Annotated in this window: 15 protein-coding genes; 13 read left to right on the top strand and 2 right to left on the bottom strand. The window is 66.9% G+C overall.

What is annotated here, in order from left to right; all coding sequences use genetic code 11:
- Positions 1 to 2: 2 nt before the first annotated feature.
- Positions 3 to 809, bottom strand: coding sequence for a COG1470 family protein (locus ACVWZ8_RS19390; protein ID WP_456505525.1), 807 nt, complete (start codon positions 807 to 809; stop codon positions 3 to 5).
- A 265-nt stretch (positions 810 to 1,074) separates the two neighbouring features.
- Here ACVWZ8_RS19390 and ACVWZ8_RS19385 point away from each other — a divergent pair, with 265 nt between their 5' ends.
- The 5 genes from ACVWZ8_RS19385 to ACVWZ8_RS19365 all read left to right on the top strand — a co-directional run bounded on the left by ACVWZ8_RS19385 (position 1,075) and on the right by ACVWZ8_RS19365 (position 9,682).
- On the top strand, positions 1,075 to 1,698 hold the full coding sequence (locus ACVWZ8_RS19385) for a LuxR C-terminal-related transcriptional regulator (RefSeq protein WP_426977680.1): 624 nt from the start codon (positions 1,075 to 1,077) through the stop codon (positions 1,696 to 1,698).
- A 192-nt stretch (positions 1,699 to 1,890) separates the two neighbouring features.
- Positions 1,891 to 2,547 (top strand): DUF4255 domain-containing protein, encoded by a 657-nt coding sequence (locus ACVWZ8_RS19380; RefSeq protein WP_426977682.1) that lies wholly within the window; start codon positions 1,891 to 1,893, stop codon positions 2,545 to 2,547.
- A 29-nt stretch (positions 2,548 to 2,576) separates the two neighbouring features.
- Positions 2,577 to 4,664: an ATP-binding protein gene (locus ACVWZ8_RS19375; RefSeq protein ID WP_426977683.1), complete on the top strand. Its 2,088-nt coding sequence runs from the start codon at positions 2,577 to 2,579 to the stop codon at positions 4,662 to 4,664.
- A gap of 128 nt (positions 4,665 to 4,792) precedes the next feature.
- Positions 4,793 to 5,572 (top strand): eCIS core domain-containing protein, encoded by a 780-nt coding sequence (locus tag ACVWZ8_RS19370; RefSeq protein WP_456505524.1) that lies wholly within the window; start codon positions 4,793 to 4,795, stop codon positions 5,570 to 5,572.
- 18 nt (positions 5,573 to 5,590) lie between these two features.
- A complete protein-coding gene (locus tag ACVWZ8_RS19365; RefSeq protein ID WP_456505523.1) occupies positions 5,591 to 9,682 on the top strand; it encodes a phage tail protein in 4,092 nt (1,363 codons plus the stop codon).
- A gap of 154 nt (positions 9,683 to 9,836) precedes the next feature.
- Here ACVWZ8_RS19365 and ACVWZ8_RS19360 read toward each other — a convergent pair whose 3' ends face one another.
- Positions 9,837 to 10,055, bottom strand: coding sequence for a hypothetical protein (locus ACVWZ8_RS19360; protein WP_456505522.1), 219 nt, complete (start codon positions 10,053 to 10,055; stop codon positions 9,837 to 9,839).
- A 397-nt stretch (positions 10,056 to 10,452) separates the two neighbouring features.
- Here ACVWZ8_RS19360 and ACVWZ8_RS19355 point away from each other — a divergent pair, with 397 nt between their 5' ends.
- From ACVWZ8_RS19355 to ACVWZ8_RS19320, 8 genes are all read left to right on the top strand, one after another.
- Positions 10,453 to 10,635: a hypothetical protein gene (locus tag ACVWZ8_RS19355; protein WP_426977690.1), complete on the top strand. Its 183-nt coding sequence runs from the start codon at positions 10,453 to 10,455 to the stop codon at positions 10,633 to 10,635.
- On the top strand, positions 10,636 to 11,079 hold the full coding sequence (locus tag ACVWZ8_RS19350; RefSeq protein WP_426977692.1) for a hypothetical protein: 444 nt from the start codon (positions 10,636 to 10,638) through the stop codon (positions 11,077 to 11,079). It begins immediately after the preceding gene.
- 679 nt (positions 11,080 to 11,758) lie between these two features.
- The gene (locus tag ACVWZ8_RS19345; protein WP_456505521.1) at positions 11,759 to 13,315 is read left to right on the top strand and encodes a phage tail sheath family protein; all 1,557 of its coding nucleotides are present in this window, start codon (positions 11,759 to 11,761) and stop codon (positions 13,313 to 13,315) included.
- 24 nt (positions 13,316 to 13,339) lie between these two features.
- Complete coding sequence (locus ACVWZ8_RS19340) at positions 13,340 to 13,783, top strand: phage tail protein (protein WP_426977696.1); 444 nt, start codon at positions 13,340 to 13,342, stop codon at positions 13,781 to 13,783.
- Positions 13,783 to 14,247: a hypothetical protein gene (locus tag ACVWZ8_RS19335; RefSeq protein WP_426977697.1), complete on the top strand. Its 465-nt coding sequence runs from the start codon at positions 13,783 to 13,785 to the stop codon at positions 14,245 to 14,247. The genes ACVWZ8_RS19340 and ACVWZ8_RS19335 overlap by 1 nt, the downstream gene beginning before the upstream one ends.
- Positions 14,244 to 14,402, top strand: a complete 159-nt coding sequence (locus ACVWZ8_RS19330) for a DUF6760 family protein (RefSeq protein ID WP_223986865.1) — start codon at positions 14,244 to 14,246, stop codon at positions 14,400 to 14,402. The genes ACVWZ8_RS19335 and ACVWZ8_RS19330 overlap by 4 nt, the downstream gene beginning before the upstream one ends.
- 2,724 nt (positions 14,403 to 17,126) lie before the next feature.
- Entirely contained in the window at positions 17,127 to 17,267 is a 141-nt protein-coding gene (locus ACVWZ8_RS19325; protein ID WP_456505520.1) for a hypothetical protein, read from the top strand.
- Positions 17,268 to 17,275: 8 nt separating this feature from the next.
- Entirely contained in the window at positions 17,276 to 17,710 is a 435-nt protein-coding gene (locus ACVWZ8_RS19320) for a phage tail protein (RefSeq protein ID WP_426977698.1), read from the top strand.
- The last annotated feature ends 12 nt before the right edge of the window (positions 17,711 to 17,722 follow it).

Below are 17,722 nucleotides of genomic sequence, written 5' to 3'. Positions count from 1 at the left end.
ACCTATGACCGAGCCTGCACGGGGACGACGTAGTGGCTTCCGGGGACGGCAGCCGGCGCTGTGGGTTCCGCTGCAAACCTGAGCACCAGGAACCAAAGGGCCGCCAGGCCGAGGACCAGGAGCACGAGCAGGAGGACGGCTTTGAAGATCCAGGCAGGCAGTACCGGCTCCTGTACGTGGGTTCCGTCGAGCACCACCGGAGGTCCGTCCAGGGGTTGCGCAGCCACCGCGAAGGCGTGCGTCTCGGACCTGCCGCGCCAGATGGCTCTGAGCGCGCGCACCCGCACACGGGCAAATTCCACTGTTCCGGGCTGCACGGTAAGGACCGGCTCCCGCGAGGATATGTCCAACAGATCGCCGGGATCGGAACCCGTGAAGGTGACGGTGATGGGCACATTGCCGCGGTTGTCCACGGCCACCCGATGACTGGCGCCAAGCCGGCCCCGAGACGAACGGGGCATCAGCTCCGCCGTCGTCTCGTAGAACGGCAGAAGCTGGAGAACCCCTTCGGGCACAACGGCGTCTTCCGGATGTTCGGTCGGCACCACCTGAACCCCGTAGGGGAACTCGCCGGCCGGGACGGCGGCGGACCGCGGGGGCCGGAACTCCACCGAGGCGGTGGCTGCCTGGCCGGGGTAGATCGACACGAAGCCGGGCACGACTTCGGTCCATGAGCCGCTCGGGCCCACCACCCGGAGCCTGTACTCCTCCACGATTTCGCCGTCATTGCGGATGTGCAACGGGACGAACGCCTCACCGCCGGCCTCGAGGCTCACCACGCGCGAATCCAGCGTTGCAGTGGTGCTCACTGATCCTCCTCGCGAAACTGCGCTGCGTCCACCGGTGCACGGCGCCGTCGTCCAGCGCCGGTCGGTACTCCGAGGCTACGGCGGAAACCCACTGACACAGCACAGCGGTGGGCCGGACTTCCGGGCACCGCTGCTGCCCGTTGAGCCTGTGTTGACTGCACGAAGAGCACCGTTCGCTATGGTCATCGCAGTGGGACAGAACGGGCAGACACGGCACCACCGTGCAGCCGCCCATGGCAGTCCCGGAGCCTAGATGGGAGGATTCATGGAACCAATAACTGTCCGCGTGCACGCACGTGACCCGATCTCCGAAGCCGGTGTCGCCAGCGAGTTGCGCGCCCGCCCAGAAGTCCGCGTAGTCAGGGCAGCCGAGGACGAGCATGCGCGGGTCGTCGTCGTCGTGTCGGACTCTGTGGACGACGACGCGCTGACGCTGCTCCGCATTGTGCAGCGGCGCGGCTTGTCCCGGGCCGTCCTCGTGGCGGGGCGTCTCGACGACGGCGATCTCGTCAAGGCTGTGGAAACCGGCGTGGTGGGCCTGGTCCGTCGCAGCGAAGCGACGCCGGACCGCCTGGTGTCCGTCATCATGGCCGCCGCTTCCGGTGAAGGCAGCGTGCCTCCGGATCTGCTCGGCAGGCTCCTGGACCAGGTCGGCAAACTCCAGCGGCATGTCCTGGGTCCGCGCGGAATCATGTTCACCGGACTGGCCCCGCGGGAAGTGGAGGTACTGCGGCTGCTGGCGGACGGGCTGGATACGTCCGAGATTGCGCACCAGCTCGCGTACTCGGAGCGAACGGTGAAAAACGTGGTCCACGATGTGACGACGCGTCTCCAGCTTCGCAACCGCTCCCACGCCGTTGCCTATGCACTCCGGGAGGGGCTGATTTAGGCCGTTGCCCCAAGAGCCCGCATCCGGTTCCCCTACCTGTGCCCGGCCCCGGCTGCGGGCGGCGCCTCCTGCCACCACAGTGGAAAGTGTCGTGTGCCGTGAGGCCCGCCGTGGTCCCTTGACGCCGGCGCCCAGGGGGAGGCCCAGTGCACCGACCAATAGGGCAGTACCGCTTAGGCAGGGAGACAGGCAGTGATAGCTCAGATTGACGACGCCCTGCGCGCCCTGGTCAGGAACGAAGCCCTGGGCGCCTCCGAAGTGGAAGTGGTCTTCGACGCGCCCACCAAGGACTGGGCCGCCCGGCGCAACGCGCCCACGGTCAACCTGTACCTCTATGACATCCGCGAGGACGTCCGCCGCCGGGAGCGCGGCTTTTCCGAACAGCGCGGAGACAACGGGTACGTCCGGACCCGGCGGCCCGCCCCGCGCCATTTCAAGCTGTCCTATCTCGTCACGGCCTGGACGCAGCGCCCGGAAGACGAGCACCGGCTGCTCGACCAGCTGCTGCGCTGCTTCCTCAAGCACGACGCGCTTCCGGATGACCTCGTGGTGGGTCCGCTCGCAGAGACCGGGCTCGTGGTGCCCGTGACTGTGGGACTTCCCCCGCCCGAAGACCGCGCATTCGCCGACGTCTGGTCCGCCCTGGGCGGAGAGCTGAAGCCGTCCCTGGACATCGTGGTCATCGCCCCGGTGGACACCGGCATTGTCTACGAGGCCGGGCCGCCGGCCTCGAAGGGCACCCATGTTGACATGGCGGACCTGACGGGCGGCGCTGCCGATGTGGGCCGCCACCAGCACACCGCTCCGTCTTCCCCGGTCCGCGGCCCGCTCCACCGGCCGGCACGGTGAAATTCCGGTGACAGTCCGGTGACGGCAAGATGACGGCGAACCCCAGCCTCGCGCACCTGCTCGGACGCGTCGGCGTGGTGGAGGAACGCATCCGCCTCCTGGTGGCGGCCCGGCGGGCCGAAGACCCCCAGCCCGATGATCCGTTCCGCGGGCTCTACCTCAGCGACGAGGCCGTGGACCGCCTGCTCGGCAGGGAACGTCTGTCCCCGGAGGGGGACGGGCAGGGAGACGGACTCGACGGGGCATCGCCCCGACAGCTGCGCTGCGAAGACCTTGCGGACACGGCGCAGACTGCAGGGCAACGGCTCCGGCTCCGGGAGCTGGCGTCCACGTTTGGCCTGACGCCCCTCGATATCGATCTGCTGCTGGTAGCGCTCGCGGCCGATCTCGACCCGCGCTTCGAGCAGCTCTTCGGCTACCTGAACGACGACGTCACGCGGCACCGCCCGTCGGCCGCCGTCGCGCTGGCGCTCTGCGGCACACCGCTGTCCGCGGCGGACGGCAGGGCCCGGCTGCTGTCCGGCCCGCTCATCAGCGGTGGCCTGCTGGCGGTGGAGGATCCCGACCGCCCGCTGCCCGGACGGGCGCTGCGGGTGCCGGACCGCGTCGTCGGACATCTCCTGGGCGACGACACCCCCGAGCCTGCCCTCCTGGCCGTTCTGGCCGAGCCTCCAGCCGTGATCTGGGGAGATGCTGCGCCGCTGGCCCGGGCCCTCGGGACGGGTATCCTGCTGGCCTATCTGAGGGAACCTGCCACGGGTTCGGGCCGTGTGCTGGCCGCTGGTGCGTTGCGCTCCGCGGGCTATGAGGCCGTATTTGTGGACCTGACCCGCCTGGCCGCCGAACGGGAACCGCTCCGGCTGGTGGAACTTGCGGTGCGGGAAGCAAGGCTCCGGGGCGCCGGGCTGGTGGCTGGGCCGATTGCCGCGGTGCCGGACCGTCCCGCGGTGCTGGCGGCACTGCACGCCGAACCGTTGCCTGTGCTGCTCACCGGCGAGGCCGCGTGGGATCCGGCGTGGACCAAGCGGCCGCCCCTGCTGGTGGACGTCCCGGCCAGCTCATCAGCCGAGAGATCGGAGCTGTGGCGGACAGCGCTCGGGCCCCTCAACGGGTTCGACGTCGGGGCAGCCACTTCGGCGTTCCGCCTGCGTCCGGAGCAGGTTGCCCGGGCTGCGGGCTCCGCGCAGGTGCAGGCCACCCTCAGCGCAGACGGCCGGATCACCGCCGCGCATCTCGCGGCGGGGGCGCGCGCCGAAAACGGTTCCGCGCTTGACCGCCTGGCCCGGCGGGTGGAACCGGTGGTGGGCTGGGATGACCTGGTCCTGCCCGATGCCGTGCTGCTGGCCCTGAAGGAGGTGGCACTGCGGGCCAGGCACCGGGAGCGGGTCCTCGGCGACTGGGCCATGCGTCCGGGGGCCGGCCGCGGACACGGGGTGGCGGCCCTCTTCGCAGGGGACTCGGGAACCGGCAAAACGATGTCCGCCGAAGTCGTGGCGCGGGAACTTGGACTGGACCTTTACGTGGTGGACCTGGCCACGGTCGTCGACAAATACGTGGGGGAGACGGAGAAGAATTTGGAGCGGATCTTCACCGCCGCTGCCGGCGTCAACGGGGTGCTGCTCTTCGACGAGGCCGACGCCGTCTTCGGGCGCCGCTCCGAGGTCAAGGACGCCCACGACCGCTACGCCAACATTGAGAGCGCCTACCTGTTGCAGCGGATGGAGACCTTCGACGGCCTGGCCATCCTGGCGACCAACCTGAGGGCGAACATCGACGAGGCCTTCACCCGGCGGCTGGACGTCGTCGTGGATTTCCCGCTGCCTGATGCCGAGCACCGGACCGTGCTGTGGGACCGGTGCCTCGGCCGGACACTGGAACGCGCCGGTGACATTGACCTTGCGTTCCTGGGCCGCGCCTTTGAACTGGCCGGCGGGGCCATCCGCTCTGCCGCAGTCACCGCCGCCTATCTCGCCGCGGACGACGGCGGGACGGTGACCATGGCGCACCTTGTCACCGCCGTGCAGCGCGAGTACCGCAAGCTCGGGCGCCTGACGCTCGAGAGTGAGTTCGGCCCGTACTGGGGAATGCTGGCCGCGTCGCGCCGGTTGAGCGGCTAGCACCGTGGCTGAGCCGGCGCAGTGCCCATTCGGGCAGGAGCGGCTGCCCTTTCCGGCGCCGGGCCGGCGCTTGCGGGGCGGCACCGCGGAGCGCATCGTCGGTGTAGGTCTGATGAAAGGGGTGCACCTTGCACAGCCACGACCACGACCAGTTCGACGCCGACAGACTGAGCTCCAAGCCAGCCCGGCCCGAAGCCAACGACACCGCCGTGCTGTACCGGGCGGCCGCGGCCGGCCGCACCGACGTCGTCGGATCCCGCGGCCTCCTGGCGCTGCAGCGCGCGGTCGGCAACAGCGGCGCCCGCGGTCTCGCCGAGGAGGAACGGTCGCCCGTGCTCGACGTCGTCTCTTCCGGCGGCGGCCAGCGGCTGGAGGAGCCGGTGCGGGCCGATATGGAGGGCCGCCTGGGCCACAGTTTCGCGGATGTACGCGTCCATACCGGGGAATCGGCGCACAATTCCGCAGCATCGGTGAACGCCCACGCCTACACGGTCGGATCCAACATCGTCTTCCAGCGAGGCAGGTATGATCCCGGATCGGACAGCGGCCGGACGATGCTCGCCCACGAACTCACCCATGTGGTCCAGCAGCGGAGCGGGCCGGTGGACGGGACCGCGACGGGAACCGGCGTGCGGGTCAGCGATCCGTCCGACCGGTTTGAACGTGAGGCAGCGGCCACGGCCGAGCGGGCCATGTCCGAACCCGCGGCTCCGGTAACCGCGCAGCGCTCCCCGGTGGGCGCCGTCGTCGTCCAGCGCGATGCTGGCGCGGACACCGCGCCGGGGACTTTCGTGGAAGGCGCCGCCGTCCAGCGCGCCGAGGCGGAAGAGGAGGAAACCGCCCAAGGGTCCTTCGTTGACGGGCAGGCGGTGCAGCGCGCAGAGGCGGAAGAGGAAGAGCCGGGCTGATCCCGGCCGGTGCGGCCCATGGCCACGACTTTCCAGAGCGGACCCGGTAAGGTTCCGGCGCAACGCGCCGGGCCCGCCGTAGCGCGCCAGGCTGCTGCCTGGAGTGACGTCACCGACGTCCTCGCCGCGGGCAGGCGGCGGGCCGGCGGCTATCCGCGGGCCGGCGTCGATCCTCGTGCCATGCTGGCGTTGCAGCGGCAGGCCGGCAACGCCGCCGTCGGTGCACTCATGGCGGCGAAGCTGAAATTCCCCGGGGAGCAGGCCGGCGCCGAGCTCGATGCAGCCCTGAAGGAGATCCGCAAGGACGAGCCCGCCGTCGCCACGGTCGAGAAGGGGCTCAAGGCCGCCCAAGCGGCCGGCGTGCCCGTTGACCTCGAGGGTCCCAAGCCCTCAGCCTCGGCACTGGCGGTTGCGAAGACGGGATTCGGACCCGGGCAGGTAGCCGGGAAGAAGCCGGTTCCACCCGCCAAGCCCGTCCCTGCCGTCAGCCCCCTGGGGAAAGCTGCAGGGGCGAAAATCGGCGGGCCGGGCAAGGGCTCCGTGGGAGGGAAGATTCCCGCTGCCGCGCACGCCGGGGCCAGCGGGGGAGCGGCCACCCTGGCCCCCGGTGCCCTGCCCGCCGACAAACTCTTACAGCCCCCGGTGGCACCCGTTACGGTGCGGCCCGAGGATGATCCGGCCTTCCGTCAGGTCACGGGCACCATCACGGGCTTCGCGCAGTCACGAAGGGCCCACCCTCCGGCTGCCGCCAAGGCCAAGGAAGCCCAGGCGGCCGCGCTTCCGCCGTCCGATGACGTCGCCGGTCAGGCGAAGGCGGCCAAGGTCGACACGATGGACGCCCAGCAGGCCGGTGTCTTCGACAAGAAGGCGTTCATCGCAGCCGTCAAGACGGCGATCGAGGCGAAGTCGCCAAAGACCCTTCAAGAGGCCGACGACTACAAGAAGTCCGGCAAGGCCGGTGAAGCCAAGGGAGAAGTCAAGGGCCTGGTCGGCCAGGGCAAGGAGGGCCAGGCCAAGGACATCGAGGCCGCCACCAGTGCCCCGCCGGACCAGTCCAAGGCCGTCCCGAAGCCGGTCACCCCGATGGCCCAGGAGCAGCCGGGTCAGGCGATGCCGGTCCCAGCCGCAGGCGCCGTGCCCAAGCCGGCTCCGGCCGAGCAGGTCAACCTCGCTGCCGGACAGCATCAGGCCAACCAGGAGATGGCCGACGCCGAGGTCAGCGAACAGCAATTGGCGCAGTCAAACGAACCTGAGTTCCAGCAGGGACTGGCCGGCAAGCACGCCGCCGCCGAGCATGCCCAGACCGCACCCGCGGAGTTCCGCCAGCAGGAGCAGCAGGTCCTTCAGCAGGGCAAAGCCGAGGCCGGGGCGGAGACCACGGCGGGGGTGACGGGGATGCAAAGCGCCAAGGCGACGGCGCTGGCCAACCTGGTCGCGGACAAGGGCAAGGCCAAGTCCAAGGACGAATCAAAACGCGCCGAGGTCACGGCGAAAGTGCAGGGCATCTTCGCCGCAACCGAGGCCGACGTAAAAAAGACCCTCGACGGAATCGACCCGAAGGTGGATGCTGCCTTCACCGAGGGCGAGGCCCGGGCGCGGTCGGTGTTCGAAGCCTACGTCGAGGCAAAGATGTCGGCGTACAAGAAGGACCGGTACGGCGGCTGGCTCGGAGGGTACCGCTGGCTCCGGGACAAGATCGCGGGCATGCCCGCGAAGGTCAACGAGTTTTACGAGGCCGGCCGCGAGCTTTATCTCCAGCAGATGGACGGCGTCATCTCGAACGTGGCGAACATTGTCGGGACCGAGCTGGACAAGGCCAAGCAGCGCATCGCCAGGGGCAGGGCCGAGATCGCCTCGTACGTCAAGAGCCTGCCCGCCGACCTCCAGAAGGTCGGCTCCGAGGCGACGAAGGAAATCGGTGACAAGTTCGAGGCGCTCGAGGGCGACGTCAACGCCAAGCAGGAGTCTGTGGTGGACGCCCTCGCCACGAAGTACGTCGAGGCGCGCAAGGGCCTCGACGAGCGGATCGAGGCACTGCAGGCGGAGAACAAGGGGTTGGTGGACAAGGCGATCGGCGCGATCAAGGCGATCATCAACACCATCCGCGAGCTCGCCACGATGCTCAAGAACGTGCTCTCCCGCGCGGCGGGCGTCGTGGGGGACATTATCAAGAACCCCGTCGCTTTCCTGGGCAACCTGATCGAGGGTGTGAAGGGCGGCATCCTCAAGTTCAAGGACAACATCCTTGGCCACCTCAAGAAGGGCCTGATGGGCTGGCTGTTCGGCGCCCTGGCGGAGGGCGGCGTCGAGCTCCCGGACACCTTCGATATCAAGGGCATCATCAAACTGCTCGCCTCGATCTTCGGGCTGACATGGGCCAACATCCGCAACCGGCTCGTCAAGCAGATCGGCGAAAAGGCGATGGCCGCCGTGGAGAAGGGCGTCGAGATCTTCCAGGTCATCGCCAGCCAGGGCGTTGCGGGCCTGTGGCAGATGCTCCTGGAGAAACTCGGCAACATCAAGGACATGATCCTCGAGCAGGTCAAGGACTTCGTGATCACCAAGGTAATCACCGCCGGCATCACCTGGCTCATCGGCCTGCTCAACCCTGCCGCGGCGTTCATCAAGGCCTGCAAGCTGATCTACGACGTCGTGATGTTCTTCGTGAACAACGCCGAGCGGATCATGAAGTTCGTCAACACCATCATCGACTCGGTTGCCGACATCGTGCGCGGCAACGTCAGCAGCGTGGTGAACAAGATCAACGATGTCCTGGGCCAGATGGTCCCGATCCTCATCGGCTTCCTCGCCAGCGTGATCGGCATCGGCGGCATCGGCCAGAAGATCCGGCAGATCATCGAGACGCTGCAGAAGCCGGTCAACAAGGCCCTCGACTTCGTGATCAAGACCGGCCTCAAGCTGGCAGGGCCGATCATCCGGGGGATCAAGGGATTCGCCGGGAAGGTGAAGGCGAAGGTCGCCGCGGGGAAGGCGTGGGTGAAGGGGAAGGCGGCGGCTGGGAAGGCCAAAGTCCTGGCCGGAGCGAGGGCAGTGGGCGAAAAGCTAAAGCTCATTCGGCGACCGTTCCGTCTCGGCTCCGAAGTGCACACGCTGACCCTTCGCCCGGGGCCGCAACCGTCACTCATGATGGCTTCCAGCACCGAACATCTCGTCACGAAGCTGCGTCGCGAGATCGCGCTTACCGCCGGGCACCCCGAGCAGACGACTGCTGCAGGGACTCTGCTCGCCCAGGCCGAGAGTCATGTCGAGCTCAGCAAGAGTGCTCAGCCAGAAGATCTGACCCTCCAGACTGGACTCGACTCATTAGTACGCAATCTGGGTACCTACGGCCGGACCTACGGTGTGTCTGATATCGGAAGTCGCGTGACTCCGGCGACGGCCCAGGCGGTCGACGAGGCGTCGATCAAGGCCGCGATAGCGACCGCCGAGTCCGAGAAACGGAAGGCCGTGGCACGTCACAAGAAGGAGGGCGGAGACCGCGGGGAGGTCTGGGCCAGCGGCGGGGGCGACCTCGTTCCACAGGGCGCGGGCGAGGCACCTGCGGAAGGGGAGACAGTGGGACGCATGACTCCGTACGTCGCAGCGGAGATGGCGAAGTTCACCGAACTAGCGCCCGCCCACGACATTGACGCGATGACCATCCTGACACCGGCTGCCCAGAAAGAACTAAAGAGCCTGGAGGCGCGAGCCGAGGCTGCTAAGACGGACAAGACACGCGAGAAGCGGGAGACGGAGATTAAGAGCCTGCTGCGCCGCACGGGAAGCTACGTCCACGGGCAAAGCTACGAGGGGCGTAACAAGGAGCTGCGGGAGGCACACAGCCTAGAGACCAATGAGTGGCTGCCTCGTCGAAGTCCTCGCGACCAAGGCATCCCAGGCCGTGCCGACCTGGTGCACGCAGAGAAGAACATCTACCGCATGAACGGCGCACAGGCCATCGGGGTCTCTACCCTGCCTCAATGCGCTCAGTGCATCTTGTGGTTCAAGGACCAGGCTGTCAGCGGCAAGAAGTTCATAGTCGTGGCCTCAGACCACGTGCGCGTGTTCATGCCCGATGGAGCCATCAAGAGCACGAAAGACTTCAAGTAGACCCACTGAATGGGACGTCAGGCCACGCTGTTCTACGTCGAGGATGTCGACGCCGGAGCTCGCGCCGGCACCGGAGGCGGTCATCGGAGGCGGTCATCGGTTCGCCAGCACTTGAGGGCGAGGCGCCCCCGACTGCCGTGCGACCAATAATTGCCTAACGGAAGGCGACCAGTTCCGCCACGAGGTCCACCTTGAATGGGCGCGGATTCCTGCCGGCTCCAAAGCCGAAACGCCGCTGGCCAAATGCGGCTTCGTCAACGGCTTCCTCAAGGACGTCGAAGACATCCAGGGCGTCGACCGGTCCAAGATTGTCGCCGTCGCAGTGGAGGTCCTCACGGGTCTGGCTGACTCCATGCCGGACCGGGACATGCACCGCCTCCGCGGCGGACTCCCGGGGCGTCCAACTTCATCGAGCATGCCGTCTATGGAACGGCCTGGCGGGTCGCCCTGAAGATCAAGACCGGATCCGCGCGCCGCATGCACTTCTGGCGCGCCACGGACGGGATGATCCGTTTCGCCACCGTCGGCGTCCACGACGACATGGGCATTTGATGGCTTCGGCAGAAGGCTACCCGGCCTGTGAAAGTCGCCCCGGGCGGAGATACAAAGCTCGGGTCGGATTGGCCAGCTCACCCGCATCGCCTCTGGCGTAGTCCGCGCAATTCCAGAAATGGAATTACTTCAGCATGGACAAAGCTCCGCTCACGGGTCCACCATTAGTTTCCAACAGGTGTAGTGAGCGAAGAACACGATGCCAGGAGGCGAATCCAATGGCGGACTCCGCTGAGAAAAAGCCAAACCACAAGCTCGAACCGCAAACTCATGCCGAGGCCGTGAGTAAACTCCACGGAGGCGGGCGCTTTGAGGAACTCAAAGAAATTCAACCGAATAGTCAATCCGAGGAGACGGCCGGCACATTTTCTCCCAAGGGCAAAGGCGAGAAGGGCAGATAGATGCCTTTCGTCCACATACCCGCCGTCTACGCGGCTGACCCGGGGGACATATGGACACCCAAGGAGTCCTTTGTCTCATCTGATCCATTCGCAATAGTCATACGGGCCCAAGTGTCCAGTGACCTAGTAAAGGCGGGACTGTCGTACGACGCTGTCTTCCAAATGGTCAATCCGAGACAGGACCCCTACCGGGGAAGCTGGTTTACATATACGGGCAACTCCATATTTGACATGGTGACCCGGGATTACCACTGGAACGGTGTGCCCTTCCAATGGACCGACTTCGCTGCATGGGTATCGTGGGGGCACTACGCGGACGCGGTGAGTCAAGTCCTCGGCGGGGAGAAGCTGAAGGGGCTCTTCATCGTTCGCGGCACCATCGATGTCGTGGGCAGCAGTCTATTCGCCCACTCTGAGGGCTCCTGGTACAAAGTCGTCCCGTAGCCCGGGGTTTTCATCGTGGGTGGCCTGAACTGGTGTGTTTAAACGATGAATGGGTGCTCTTTTGGTGACGCTTTCGGCGAGTGAGGGCACAAGGGATAGGTTACCCAGCGCGGCGCCTCTATCTCCTCAGGACCGTGCGGGTTAGCCGCGTTGCTCAGAACGGCGGTAACGCCCCAGGGCGGACGAACGACGCGACTGACGACGCATACGCGACCGCCGACCGACGTCGGCGGCGCCGCGTGAAAGGTCGGCCAGCATTGAGGCCCAGGCAGTGTCGTCGCCTCGTTCTTGGCGGCGCTAGTGTCGTTGTCGACGTACTCGCGGGCGCCGATCCGGCCCTAGCCTCGACCAGGGCGCGGCACCTGGCGATCTTACGCTGGACACTCTCAAGGACGTCCTCGGACTGACGGGCGTATATGGCGACATTGTGTAAACGGGTCATACATTTAATGTCCGTTTCAGCCACAAGAATCGCTCTGTGGCCCGCGCTGCTGGGTTCACCTGACATTGCCACGCGTGCGTCAGTTTCCAGGCCGTCATCAGCGTCTATGAGCAGTCATTTCATTTCCTGCCCCTTCGTGCACACCATCCTTCCCGTCAGCGCATCCGCATAGCCGTGCCGCCCCACTCCACCCCGCGGGACCCTTGAACCACGTTTTGGGTTCAACGAGGAGACAAAATGCCAAGCTATCTTTCGCCAGGAGTCTACGTAAACGAGGTCGCGGCGGGCACTCGTCCCATCGAGGGTGTAGGCACAGCAGTCGCTGCCTTCGTCGGGCTGGCGTCGAAGGGTCCGGATAACCAGCCGACTCTCGTGTCCAACTGGACCCAATTCTCCGAAACCTTTGGAGACTTCGTGCCAGGTTCGTATCTTGCCCACGCGGTCTACGGCTACTTCCTCAATGGGGGAGGGAACTGCTACGTGGTGCGCATCGGCGCCGACGGAGCACGGGAAGATAAGCCGAAGCAACAGCAGAAAGCCGTGACGGCCGCCCCGACGGCTGAACTCGGCGGATACCGGCTGACGGCTAAATCCACGGCGGCTAACCCCAAGACCGTGACGGTCGAAATCGCCGACCCGGGCGGCGAGAATCCATCCGAGGACCAGTTCAGGATTGTCATCACGGCAGAGGGCAAGCCGCCTGAGGTGTGGGACAACGTCACCACCAAGCGCGGCAACAATAACGCTGCCACCAAGATCAGTGCTGAATCCAAGATCGTCACCATCGAGGAGGTCGCCACTGGCGGTGCCCTGGTCAAACCCGACAAGGGGACGGTCCAGCTGGTCGCCCCGGAGCCGGAGCCTGAGCCGCCAACCACGGACGAGCTGAACGTGAACGATTACGTGGGCGACGCAGCGGACCGCACCGGGTTCAGCGGCCTCGAAGCCGTCGACGAAGTAACGATGGTCGCGGTGCCGGACCTGATGGCCGCCTTTGAGCAGGGCTCCATCGATCTTGAAACCGTCAAGGCCGTGCAACTGGCCGCCATTGCCCATTGCGAGCTGATGGGGGACCGGATCGCCATCATCGACCCGCCGCCCAACCTCAACGCCCAGCAGATCAAGAACTGGCGTATGGACGGCGGCGGCTACGACTCGAAGTTCGCCGCCCTCTACTGGCCGTGGGTGAAGGCCTTCGACCCCAGCACCGGAACGAACAGGTTCATCCCGCCGTCGGGTCACATGGCCGGTGTTTGGGCGCGGAACGACGACACCCGCGGCGTCCACAAGGCGCCCGCCAACGAGGTGATCCGCGGCGTCACCAGCCTGCAGACCCAGATCACGAAAACGGAACAGGAACTGCTGAACCCCATCGGCGTCAACTGCATCCGTACCTTCCCGGGCCGCGGCATCCGCGTCTGGGGGGCGCGCACCATGTCCAGCGACGCCGAATGGCGCTACCTGAACGTCCGCCGCCTCTTCAACTATCTGGAGGAGTCCATCCTGCAGGGAACCCAGTGGGCGGTCTTCGAACCGAACGACCCTGCCCTGTGGGCGCGCATCCGCCGCACCATCAGTGCCTTCCTGACCAACGAATGGCGCAAGGGGGCGCTCTTCGGGCTCACGCCCGAACAGGCATTCTTCGTCAAGTGTGATTCGGAGACCAACCCGGCCGAGGGTATCGACGCCGGCCAGGTGGTCTGCCAGATCGGTGTTGCTCCGGTGAAGCCGGCCGAGTTCGTCATTTTCCAGCTGTCCCAGTTCTCCGGCGGCACCAGCCTCGTGAGCGAGTAATCCCAGTTCAAAAGGAGCAAGACCATGGCCCTCGGCGATTTTGACAATTCACCGGCCAATGCGTTCACGGTCACGATCGACGGCATTGAAGTGCCGAGGGTGATCGAAGTGAGCGGCCTCAAGTCCGAGGTCGACAAGATCGAGCTGAAGCAGCAGACCAAGGACGGAAAATATGTTGTCCGCCAGCTGATTGGCCGGCCGAAACCTGGGGAGCTGACTGTCACCAGGGGACTTACCGAGAGCAAGACCGTGACGGACTGGCTCAAGACGGTCATGGAGGGCGACGTCGCCGGGGCACGCAAGACTGCCGCCGTCTCGCTCCTTGACTACAAGGGGGACACGCTGAAGACCTACAACTTCGTCAATTGCTGGGTGAAGAGCATCGAACTGAATTCCCTGAAGGCCGGTGCCACGGAGCAGGCCACGGAGAAGTTCGTCATCTGCTACGACGAAGCCACCATCTCGTGATGCAGCGGACCCATGGCGGGGCGGTGCTGCCGGAGCCGGAAGCGGATGCCTCCGGGGCTCCGGCCGGCCGGGGGCCGGAGAATGGGCGTCAGCCGCTCCGCACCGAGTTCAGCTTTGAGCTTCCACGCGGCTACGTGGACCAGGACGGGACCGTGCACAAATCTGGAGTCATGCGTTTGGCAACGGCCCGGGACGAACTGCTGCCGCTCTATGACGCACGGGTCCAGGAGAACGCTGCCTACACGACCGTGGTCCTGCTCGGCAGGGTCATCACCTCCCTCGGCACGCTGGGAGCCGTCACGTCCGCCGTCGTGGAAAACATGTTCGCCTCCGACGTTGCCTTCCTGCAGGACTTCTACCGGCGGATCAACGCCGAGGGCCACACCCGGATTGCCGTAACGTGCCCGGAATGCTCCCACCGCTTCACCGCCGACCTCGCCGGTGGCCGCCTGGGGGAATCATGACGTACGCGCCGGACCGGATCTACGAGGAGGTGTCGTACGTGGCTTATCACTTCCACTGGCCACTCGATGACATCCTGGATCTGGAACACGGGCAGCGGCTTCGCTATGTCCGTGAAATCGCGGCCATCAACACGCGCCTCTCCCAGGAGCGGTGAACCATGCGGTGGCCGTGGCAGCGCGGGGCGCCCGAGGCCCGGGCGGATGAGGCACCGCGCGAGCCGGTGACATCGGCAACGGTTGAGGACCGGGTTCCCCCCAGCGGCTGGGCCTTCCTGCCGCCGCTGCAACGCACTATCGGTAGCGTTCGGCTGACCTCGGATCCTGAACATTTCGCCGGTGCGCTCTCCTCCTGGGGCGACCCCTCCTTCACCGGCCCCATGGCCCACCTGATCAGCGCACAGGCGCCACCGGGCGTCATCGACGTCGACGGCGGCGGCCCGGCCCCGGGCAACGACGGGTACACCACGGCACCCATGGAGATGACGCTGCTGCCGCCTCCGGCGCCCCGTGTCCGTCCGATGCCGGACAGGCACAGCGGCGCGCCGGAGACCGCTCAACGCGTCGAGTCCGACGGCGGCGGCTCCCTGCTCGCGGCGGAAGCCGGCTCCTTTCAGGTGCTGTACGTCGATGCTCTGCCGCTGGAGCCTTCTGCTTCACTGCCCGCGGAGCTGCAGTCTTCTGATTCCTCCCCGCGTGCCGGGGTGTCCGCCCCGGCTTCGGGCGTGGATTTCTCCGGGCCGGGACGGTCCCGGCATACCGACGGCAGCACGTCCGACGGAAGCGCCACGTATGTCCCGCTGCCCTCCGCACCGGCTGTGCAGCGGGCAGCGGCCGGGCCGGCGGACTTCTCGCCGGGCTTCCGGCAGGCGCCCCCCATGTCCAAGCTGGGAATCGGTATGCCCCTGTCTTTTTCGGAAGCTGCCTTTTCGGAACCGGCATCTTCGGAAGCTGGCTTTTCGAAGCCGGCGGCGCCGGCGGGACCGTCCGCCGGAACGTCTCCCGGATCCTTCCCATTACCGGTGCAGCGGGCGTCCGCCCCCGAATCTTCCGGCTCGCTCCGGCCTCTCCCGGCGGTTGACGGGGGCGACCGTGACGCCGACGATGCAGCCGTTCCGGACGCCGGAGCGGGGAGCGCCAACGAGTCATCCGAGGGGCAAACCGTTCCATCAACAGGGTCTTCGGATCCGTCGCGGCCGGATCCCGCACCGGCGATGGATGCCGGGGTGGACGAGCCAGTCCACGCGGTTGCCGCCTGGCCCGCGGAAGCCAGGCTTTCCCCGCCTTCCGAGGATCGGACGGCGCCGCTGCCCTCGGCCGTTGTTCCTGCCGCGCGTCCAGAGCAGCCAGGCCGCGACGGGTCCGCGGCGGAGAGTCCCTCGCTCTCCACCCACGATGGCGGCACACCCAATATGTCCGCCGTTTCCCGCTCCGGCCCAGACGTCACCCCGCTGTCCGACGTCGCGTATTCCGGTGACGGTCCAGATGTCCACGGTCCAGAACTCCACGGTGCAGATGTCGACGGTCCAGATGTCGCGGCGGCAATCACCGAACAGCCGGGAATTGCAGGCTCCTTAGCGGCCATTGCCACGCCCACCCAGACTGCACACTCGGACACCGGGCCGGCTCGTGAACGGCCTGCCGTCGAAGCCACTCCATCTCCGCCGCTGGTCCTTGGCCCCGCTTCCATAGGCCAATCCCCGCCGGCGGCAAACCCGCAGGGCAGCACGCCGCAGCACAGCACTGGGGTCGGCAGCCAGAGCTCGAGCAGTCCAGTCGCGAGCAGCCGAAGCAGCGGGGAGAGCCCGGGGGTTGGCGGGCCCGCGTTTGCGCCCGCCGCCCTCCAGCTCCAGCGAGCCTCCCGGTCATTAGCTGACGTGCCGGCCCGGGCAATCCCCAAACCAGTCGGTCCGGTTGTCATGCGGGTTGTCCGGACTGCCACGGCAGGTACAACTCCGGAGACCTGGCAGCGGCTGACGGCGTTGCCACCGGCGGCGGCTCGGCCGCCGGTCCCGGCGCGCGAGCCACCTTTGGCGGCCGTTCCGTTGCTCCTTGAGTCTGCCTCGGCTCCGGCAGCACAGGCAGCGTACTCCGACGTCACTCAGGTCAGTCCTACTGCCGGCACTACTGCCGGGATTGAGGGCCATGCAGTGCCAGCACCAACGTCAGCTCCAGCGCCACACCCAGTGATCGGCGGAATCGACAGCATTTTAGGCGGTGACTTCGGCTTCGCCGCTGGCTTTAATACTGAAGCCGGCGCGGGAACCAGCGCCCCCTTCGACGGGGGGCCCGGCGCCCCGCCAGAACCGACTGCCGCCGTCGGAAGGGTCATTCAGCGGACAATTTCTGTACAGGGTGCCGGCCCAGTGGACAGCGCAGACAGGGTGGCCGGCGCATCGTCAAGGTCTCCAGTGCGCATGTCCAACCTCCCGGGCACGTCTGCGCCTCAATCTGCCGAACCCCCATCCGCCGGCTTGCAACGCTGGAGCGCGTCCACGGCCTCGGCCCGCGGGCCGGCCCTGCCGGCTCAGGTGCATGCGGCGGCTGGGTCTAGCCTCGCAAACGCAGCCTCACCCGGATTCGCCGCGGGGCCAAGGGTTCCGGCCGGAACGGGGTCTTTGTCGGAGACCCCGCCTCCCTTGATCCTGAGCCTCGCCGCCGCGTCCTCGGATCCAGGGAAAAGCGATGATGTCATTCAGCGGGAGGACGGGTTCTCCGCTGCTGATTTTGCAGCGGCTGCCCGCGGGCCGGCTGCCCCGGGTCCTTCCGCACCGTCCAGCGCCATGCCGAAGGCGGCTGATGGCGGTTCTTCTGTTCAGCCCGGCGCGGAGCCCGCTCCCCCCGGGCCAGCGCCGCAGGGGCCGGCAGCGAGGGGGGCAGCGGTGCCGGGCGGCGCAACCGCGGCGACTCCGGAACAGCTTGAGGATCTGGCCAAACGGCTCGCGGGGCCGCTGATCCGCCGGATCAAGGCCGAAATGCTGCTGGACCGCGAGCGCCGCGGTCTGCGGACCGACGCGAACTGAGGAAGATCATGCTGGAGGATGTGGAGACTGCGGTCAGCGTCCGCTACACCGTGGCTCTGGACAATCTGGATCTGGGGACGTTCACCACGTGCGAGGGGCTCGGCTGTGAGGTGGTGATCGAATCCCGCGAGGAGGGCGGCAACAACGCCTTCATCTGGCAGCTGCCCACACGGCTCAAATATCCCAACATCACGTTGAGCCGGCCGCTGGGGCGGGACACCGAGAAGATTGCCAAGTGGTTCGCGGACATGGCCTCCGGATACACCCGCTGCACGGGAATTATCGAGGCAATGACAGCAAGTGGACGCAAGATCGCCGGCTGGGAACTTTACGACGTCGTCCCGGTGCGGTGGAAGGGACCGTCCCTCAACCCGGACCAGCCGAAGGTCATCATGGAGACGCTCGAGATCGCCCATCACGGGTTTGTCTCGAAGACGCGGTAGCTGGAGGAACCG

The sequence above is a fragment of the Arthrobacter sp. UYCu723 genome, from assembly GCF_054059215.1.
The sequence above is the reverse complement of the archived record's forward strand: the minus strand, read 5'-3'. Positions and strand labels throughout refer to the sequence as shown.